The sequence below is a fragment of the Rossellomorea vietnamensis genome, assembly GCF_001305855.1.
Classification (GTDB): domain Bacteria; phylum Bacillota; class Bacilli; order Bacillales; family Bacillaceae_B; genus Rossellomorea; species Rossellomorea vietnamensis_A.
The window spans coordinates 1-7,988 of the sequence record NZ_LIXZ01000037.1; the positions used below are offsets into that span (position 1 = coordinate 1).

General features: G+C 37.1%; 7 protein-coding genes. 4 read left to right on the forward strand and 3 right to left on the reverse strand.

Going from position 1 to position 7,988, the window contains the following annotated elements:
- Positions 1-373 precede the first annotated feature (373 nt).
- The 4 genes from AM506_RS21245 to AM506_RS21260 all read left to right on the forward strand — a co-directional run bounded on the left by AM506_RS21245 (position 374) and on the right by AM506_RS21260 (position 4,207).
- On the forward strand, positions 374-1,546 hold the full coding sequence (locus AM506_RS21245; protein WP_060675071.1) for a hypothetical protein: 1,173 nt from the start codon (positions 374-376) through the stop codon (positions 1,544-1,546).
- A gap of 264 nt (positions 1,547-1,810) precedes the next feature.
- Positions 1,811-2,845 (forward strand): hypothetical protein, encoded by a 1,035-nt coding sequence (locus AM506_RS21250; RefSeq protein ID WP_152968652.1) that lies wholly within the window; start codon positions 1,811-1,813, stop codon positions 2,843-2,845.
- Between the two features lie 180 nt (positions 2,846-3,025).
- Positions 3,026-3,400: a M67 family metallopeptidase gene (locus AM506_RS21255; protein WP_268788419.1), complete on the forward strand. Its 375-nt coding sequence runs from the start codon at positions 3,026-3,028 to the stop codon at positions 3,398-3,400.
- A gap of 102 nt (positions 3,401-3,502) precedes the next feature.
- Entirely contained in the window at positions 3,503-4,207 is a 705-nt protein-coding gene (locus tag AM506_RS21260; protein ID WP_060675076.1) for a glycosyltransferase family 2 protein, read from the forward strand.
- Between the two features lie 354 nt (positions 4,208-4,561).
- On the opposite strand, the gene AM506_RS21265 is transcribed toward AM506_RS21260, so the two are convergent.
- From AM506_RS21265 to AM506_RS21275, 3 genes are all read right to left on the reverse strand, one after another.
- Positions 4,562-5,635 (reverse strand): glycosyltransferase family 4 protein, encoded by a 1,074-nt coding sequence (locus tag AM506_RS21265; protein ID WP_060675078.1) that lies wholly within the window; start codon positions 5,633-5,635, stop codon positions 4,562-4,564.
- 183 nt (positions 5,636-5,818) lie between these two features.
- Positions 5,819-6,562, reverse strand: coding sequence for a sulfotransferase domain-containing protein (locus AM506_RS21270; RefSeq protein ID WP_060675080.1), 744 nt, complete (start codon positions 6,560-6,562; stop codon positions 5,819-5,821).
- A gap of 4 nt (positions 6,563-6,566) precedes the next feature.
- A complete protein-coding gene (locus AM506_RS21275; RefSeq protein ID WP_060675082.1) occupies positions 6,567-7,742 on the reverse strand; it encodes a glycosyltransferase family 2 protein in 1,176 nt (391 codons plus the stop codon).
- Positions 7,743-7,988: the final 246 nt, after the last annotated feature.

Sequence of the window (7,988 nt, forward strand, 5' to 3'; positions counted from 1 at the left end):
CCATCTCCATCTATCCGCCTCATTTACTTTCTGCACCTTCGACAGTTCGGACTTCATCTTGTATTGCAGACTTATCCAGTGCAACAAGCCTTATATGAGATTCGTGTTCCTCGGACCGGAGGTTTGCCGCCCGCTTCCTTCAGATTCCGGGTCGCCCCGGACACCCTTGCGTTAAGCTAACCGCTACAACTGTCTTCACGGCTCGGGACTCTCACCCTATAGATCACACCCATGCCGGGCGCACAATAAAAAAACTATTAATATGCCTATTAATTTTTTTTTGCATAAATAGGTGTTTACTCTATACCAAATTCTTTCTCGTCCATAGGATATAGTGTGATATAAATATTCATTAGAAGAAAGGAAGATTTGTTTGAAGAAGCGTAAACAAATTAGGGGTTCCCAGACTCCGACACCATCTCCGTCACCGATTCCATTGGATCCCAATGATTTAGCACCGGAATGTATTCGCGTAGACAAAGTATATGACTGGGTGTTCTTCGCGAATAGATACGAGAATAAGAACTTCATTCCAGATGAAGCATGTCGTGCAGCAGTAAGTGCAGCATTGGCAGCGGGTCAAAGAGTAGAGGTTCAGACTGCACCAGTAAATCCTGCTGATGTCAGTGTTTCTGGTTCAATTATTGAGAACGGAAATCCAGGGAAGGTTCTCATCGTGTGGACTGTTCCTGTAGAGGTAACGATTCTAATAGCAGGAGTAGCAGAATGTTCCTTCACTGTACGAACTCAATTTACGGATGAAATCATGCTTTGTGTACCAGTCGGAATTACGAATGCAAACTTAAACATCAGAGCGACACAGGTCATTGCGACTTCTGGTGGAGTATTAATGGGACCAGATCCATTCGGACCGATGATTCCACTGAAAGTAGTTCTTTGTAAAGATGTTCAAGTCGAATACCCTGTTAAATTGGAAGTATTGGCGAAATTCTGTTTCCCACGTCCGAATAATATTCCTGTACCAGAAGAAAGACTTCAGTGCGATCTTAGTTTACTAGAATTCCCTCGACAATGTCCTGGGTTATTCCCGGTTGCTAACTGTGAATGTCAAGGAACAGCTCTTGCAAGAAATGAAGATACTGAAGCAACATTCGGTACTGGAGGATCAGCTGACATCGTAACAGGTCTGTCCACATTGAGAGCAGAAATCTGTCAGGAATGTTCTCTTGGAGACAGTACATTCTCCTACTCCTTCACAGATACGGAAGTCGGTCCTACACCAGCTCCAACAGCTACTGGCTTCCAGCCTGATTTCAGCTTCACATTCGATCCATCTTCGATCGACAGAGTTACATGTGGTACCGATGCTCTTACTGCAGTTGGAGAAGGGATCCGTTACTTTGACGGAGCACCTGAGCAATTATTCTATGAACTGCAAATCTTTGATGCACCAACTGAAGGTTTCCGCTTAATCCTTAGAAATACAGCGAACGTTGTAATCTTTGATAGTGGGGTAGTAGATGCACTAGTCGAGTTTGGTGAATGTGAAACATTCGCTGACTTACTTGGAGACATGGACGCTTAATTAAATGAGGGAGAGAGTCATCTCTCTCCTTTTTTTTAACATGTAAACAAACCGTACATATGATAATAAAAAATGCCAACGGGGGTGACAAAAATGATTGAGGAGGATCATATATCTAATACCAACCTAGAACATCATGACATCATTCATGACATTCAAGTTCTTTCGAATGATTTAGAGGCTCTCTATACTCATTATTCAAATCGGATCCGAAATGTGTCAGAGGAATTGTCCAGAGAGAGATCAAAACACAGGGTCTATCAGTTGGAAATTGCTGAAAACCATCATACTATTCAGACCTTAACCGAACAAATTGATTATTTACTTCAAGAAATGGAAGTGAAACATGAGCTAATTCTCCAAATCCAACAACAGGTAGATCGTGCCTCATTATCACCTGGAGAAACCTTGCTTGATAAATCTCAGGATGAATTAAAAACTGTAAAGACGGATTTTCAAGAAGGTGTTAACTCAGAAAGTGGCATCCCTCTTATTCCTTCCTTCATCCCTGAAATAAGAGTCATTTATGAAAGTTATTCAAGTGAAGGGAAATCCAGTCTCGAATCTTTAAAGAATAAAGTTATTTTACTTTTAATGGAGGCGAATAAATATTTCTTATCGGAAGATAAACAGTCCAATGAGTTTGAGATATATCAACAAGCTTTTTATACGCATTTAGGCCGGCTGCAAATGCAAAAACATCCTTTTAAGGAACAAAAAAAAGAAAGGTGGCATCATAAAGTGTGGAGATTCTTATGGGGCAAGGAAGAAGAAAACAATCATCCAGAAATAATTAAGAAACTTGATTTGATCGAGGATCATTTGATGTCTTATTCAGATAAATTCAACGAAGTAAAGGGTTCACTGGATCAAAGTAAAAAGAGGGAAGATACAACCCAGGACTATTTGAACCAGGTGAATGCTCTATATGAAGAATTAAAAAAAATCGAAGGGTTTTATGAAGAAAAAATTCTTGGGTTGAAGACACAGGTAGAAGAGTGTAAACAAAGAGAACAAAAGCTCGAAAGGCAAGTGGAACTGCTCAATGACAAATATGCCGGGAAACAAAAAGAAAAAAATCCACGTGAAGTAGAGCTGGAAAAGGAATTATCACAGCTACGAAAGGATATCCAAGTTCAATCAAATAAAAAGAATGAATTGTACAATAAAATGAAGCGGCAGAGTACTGCAAAAAAACAAGCTCCACAGGTTAATCCTCAATTCGATGAATACGGCAATATTCCAATGTCTTCGGATTCAAAGCGAACCATGTTCAATCCAAATAAATATATGAGGTGAATTTGAAAGGGGGGATAATCATGCAATCCAAAGATCTGAATAAAATTTACAAGCAGAAAAAAAGTATACCCTTGGGAATTAAAAAAGAAGAAAGGCTACAAATGGAAGCCAAAAGGACGAAATTTAAATATAAAGGATGCGGGTGCAACGCCTAAAGAATCGGTCATCCTTTCCCGTCGTATCTATACAAGGATCATGCTGGAAGTGAAAAAAGATCTACCCAATGAATCATGTGGGTTGATTTCCGGGAAGGAAAACAGATGTTTGACGGTTTGGCCAATGCAAAATATGGAAGCAACCCCATATTCTTTCGCCATAAATCCAGATGAACAGGAATTGGTCCTATCTCGTATTCATGAACGAAATGAAACGTTTGTAGGGATCTATCACTCCCATCCATTTGGCAAACCTGTTCCTTCAAAGGACGATGTTACTTTTTCCGTCTATTCTGAGGCCTATTATTTTATTGCTTCAGTTGGGGGAAAGGAAGAAGAGCTCTGTTGCTATAAAATCAATATGGGAAAAGTGAAACATATAGATATTAAAATTGTATGAAGAGTGCTAATGGCACTCTTCTTTAATAGGTAATGGTACAAGCAACATATAATGTACTACATATAATATTAGTATCACTTCCTATGAAAGCGGTGAACGGAATTGAAAGTATCAATCATTATTCCATTTTATAACTGCCCATATATTGATCAGGCCATTAAAAGTGCCCTTGGACAAACGTATAAAAATATTGAAGTCATCGTGGTGGATGACGGTTCAACTCAATATGTTAACAAAATTCAACCATTCAAAAACAGAATTAACTATATCAGGAAAGAAAATGGTGGAACAGCTTCAGCACTGAATACGGGTTTGAGGCATGCAACTGGAAAATATTTCGCATGGCTAAGTTCAGATGATATGTTCCTGAGTAATAAAGTTTTTGATCAACTCCAATTTATGCAAAGGAAAAGAGCTGAAATTTCTTATACTGCATTTAAAACAATAAACGAAAAGAACCATATCGTGAATGAAGTGAGATCAAAACAATTTAGGATTAGCGAGTTTAGAAAAATGTTATTAAGGGGTTGCCCTATTAACGGTTGTACAGTAATGGCTGATATTGATCTTATCAAAAGGGTTGGATTATTCAATGAGAGGCTACAGTATACACAGGATTATGAGATGTGGTGCCGTATCAGTCTGAAAACCCCGATAAAATACTTGGACGATCCACTGACTCTGTATAGAGTCCATTCTAACATGGGCTCTGTAAAAAATTCTCAAGGAATATATCAAGAAACGATTCACGTGCAAAAGAAGTACAGTTCGCTATATAAAGCGATTGAACATGATAGAAGATTTTAAAAGGATCTTTGAGATTGATATTATTCATAGCCTTTTTAATTGGCTATTTTCTGAAAGGTTGCTGTTGGTATACAGGCTAAGATTTAAAAATGCTCTGTCATTTAGGGTGCGGTGGAGGGGTCTTTGCCTTTCACACAATCAACAACTAATAGCTGCTATATACATGTAAGCCAGAGTAAAAAAAAAGAGAAATCCGAACAAGTAATCAAATCACTTGTTCGGATTTTTCTTTGGTTGAAACGAAACCCTTTTGTCCCAAAGTCTTTCTTCGTATCATGTGTTCCTTGGAACACATGATACGAAGAAAGAGAAAAACCACCGTTTAATTGGTGGTCCGTACATTCTCGATAGGATTTAGTGTCTATTCAGTTCCTTTAACATATTTACGAAGTGAGTAGAGTACTGCTCCAGGGAGAAGTTTTCTTTTATGAATTGTTGTGCGTTTATTCTTAACCGTTGTTTTAATGCTGGTTCATTGAACAACTCAATAGCTTGAAGTATACCATTTTTAACCGTTTCGTCCCTTATGATTTTTCCAGTTTGATTGTGGAAGACGAAACTTTTTATTCCATCTGAATCTGTCGTCACCACTGGACACAAGCAGCACATCGCTTCTACTATGGCATACCCGAATCCCTCTACCTTTGAAGTAGACAAGAGAAACCCTCCGGAATTACCGATTCTCGAGTAGTAATGCGCCATTTGTTTATGCGGTATATTTGAATATTGAGTTACTTTATGATTTAGATTTAATCTAGTCAGCATTTGGTTAAATTGAACTTTTTCTTGCGGGTTTCCGAGATTGTTATCCGTGAACATCCAAATTCTCAAGTTAGCATTTATTTTACATAACTCTGAGGATATTAACAAAAAATCCTTCCAATTTTTATTTTCTTCAATTCGTCCAACCCATCCGATAATTGTATTTTTTTCGATAGGCATATTAACCGTTTCGTACGTGAAAGAATTGGTATCGATACAGTTATGAAAGCTGAATTTTTTTAAATGAGGGTAATGTTTTTGAACCAATTCATTTAAGTGAGGGGTTTGCGGATATAAGATGGCATCCGCGAATTGGTTGACGGTAGTTCTTGCGTTTTTCAAGACTAGGTCCGCTTCGGAGAACGTACCCAAACCTTGAACCTCATAAATTAACTTTCCATTAAATCCTAATTTTCTGACTCTTGAAAGGAAAGGGTAGTCAGAATCCACTATGATCGCTTCATATTTATTCTTGTTGATGATTGCACGGATTCGATCATCATTATTGGTAATATAAACTTGTTCGTCAATATTTTGAATGCCTGCCCCTTCTTGAAAAAATAGATAATCAAATTGTATCCCCTTCTTTTTTAAAGCAATGCTTCTCTGCCTAGCCAGAGTTTCAACGCCACCGCTAGGTATATAGAATACAAATAGTATTTTCAATACTGTTCCTCCCTTATGAATGTAGCATTTTAATAAATACTTATAATAGTTTTCAGGTCTTCCTCGCAGTGTTATTCCGAGAAAGAAAATATTCTTTGCTTCATAGGAAATGATGGTGAGTATTTATGATGGTATGCGAGTAGATATTCCTGCCAAAGCCATTTACAAGCTAGTGATGATTCATTACCATTGATCATCGCTTTCATATCCAAATTGTACTAATAATCCATTTGCAATTTGTTTAAAGGCTTTTTTATGATGTTCATTAAATTCCTTTTTCCAATCACCTATTACTCCTTTGCGGAATGTATCACTTTTAGAATGATTAATATTTTTTTTCATTTGATTGATTTTAGTGTCTAGAAATGTTTGATTCGTTTGACCCTCATTTAGAAATTCTATGATTCTCTTAAGAGACTTATCTAAGGATTTTTCACTTACTCTAAGATCCTCGAAAGAAACATGACAAACGTCCTTGGCCTTTAACCATTGAATTTTGTTTTTTGCATAATAATCAATCGGTGGAATGACATATGGTGAATTTGGATTTGCGGGATTTTCTTTAGCCCCTTTTATAATGGCCAATAGTCTTTGGTCGTGTGAAGGGAAATGTTGTGTCAGGTAGGGATTCATCGGGTGGTTATATTGGTTCTTAACTATAAAGTGGACCAGAGATACAGAAATATCTCTAAGGTCCCGATAACCGAATATCATTGTTATATTATTATCGATCATCATTCTGTGAGCGTTATCTGAATACTCCAAGTGGGATAGAATGACTTCACCAGGTTTAATGTCGTTGATTTCTTCCTCTTTTAGTATCCACCTATACTCTGTTTTGTTCATATAACCTAGAATTAATTGTAAAAGAAGGTGAGTTCCGCTTTTAGGAATGGTATTTATGATTATTTTTGAATTTGCATTCATGTTCTTATTGACCTCCTAGAATTTTTCGTAAGTTTTCTGAAATATAAACTGCCCCCTTTTGAAACGTTTGACTATGATATTTCTTTTGGTCCATGACGTTATGAATATAATATTTGTCATGATAATGTACTCCGCTTTCAGGGAACACAGTTGCAAATGGAGTAGTGATATAAGGTAATGCGTATTGTACTAAAGAACTTAATTTTGTTGTATTGTCGGTTTCAATGATCTTCATTCTGGGATCCGGGATTTTCTGGATAAGACTCTTTGCCTCTCCATTTTTGCTATTATCGATCAACAAAACTTCAAAGTTACTGTAATATTGTTCAAATATCCGTTCAAAACTGTCTAAATTAATTGGTGATCGATAATGAAGGGGTACGACGATCGTTAATTCTGTAGGAATGACTTGTCTTTTGCGTGCTTGAAAACGCGCGATGTTAAATGAGTTTCTCCACTTTCTATGTTGATCTGTAGATGATTTTAGTTGACTAGAAATACTCTGCGGAGAGTTTACTCTATATTCCATCAACATTTCTTTAATGAACTTTATTTCGCAATTTTCTGTAAATCTTAACCAATAATCATAGTCCTCCACTGGTTCAAGGTAATATCCCCGGATCCTTTGAGCAATATCTTTCTTGTAAAGAAAACATGTCCCAATAAAGCAATAATTAAATAATTGACTTTTTGGTTGGTCCTGATATGCCAATAGTGCCTCTCTGGATGTTTCTGTATACGTTTTTACCCCTTTATCATCGATATGCCAGAAACTGCTGTAGACTAATCCAATTCTATTATCGATATTAGTCGTAAATCCGTTTCTTAACTTTTCGATCATTCTGTAGTAATGGATATTATCGCTTGATACCCATGTTAAATACTTGATGCTGGGAATCTTATAAAGATACTCAAACCCCGTATTCAATGCGTTCGAAACGCCACCATTCACTCTTTTATCAATGACTTTCACCCTGGGATCTTGTTTTGTTAAAGCGTTAACCCGGTTTATTACCTCAGCAGGTGCTCCATCTAGAACGATCACTAACATAAAGTTGCGATAACTTTGGTTCAAAATCGAAGTAAGTGCTAATTGAAGATAATGTAGATCCTGCTTATAAATGGGCATGACTACACCAATATCGGGGTTATTCACCGGCTTCGTAATTGTCTTTTTCACAAAATCACCTCCCTCTATAAATATTGATATATCAACGGTTTCACCCGTTGTTGGGATGTCAAAAAAATATTTTTTGACATACACCCTAACAGTATTTTATAAATATGTGATTCTCTTACAATCCTTGGGTGCGCTACGCGGTCACTACTGGGAAAATATAGTGAAGTAGTGATGATAAAATATACGATGCACAATGGATCTCTGCGTAGCTTATGATGACGTACCCTCCCATGTCTCTGGGCATCC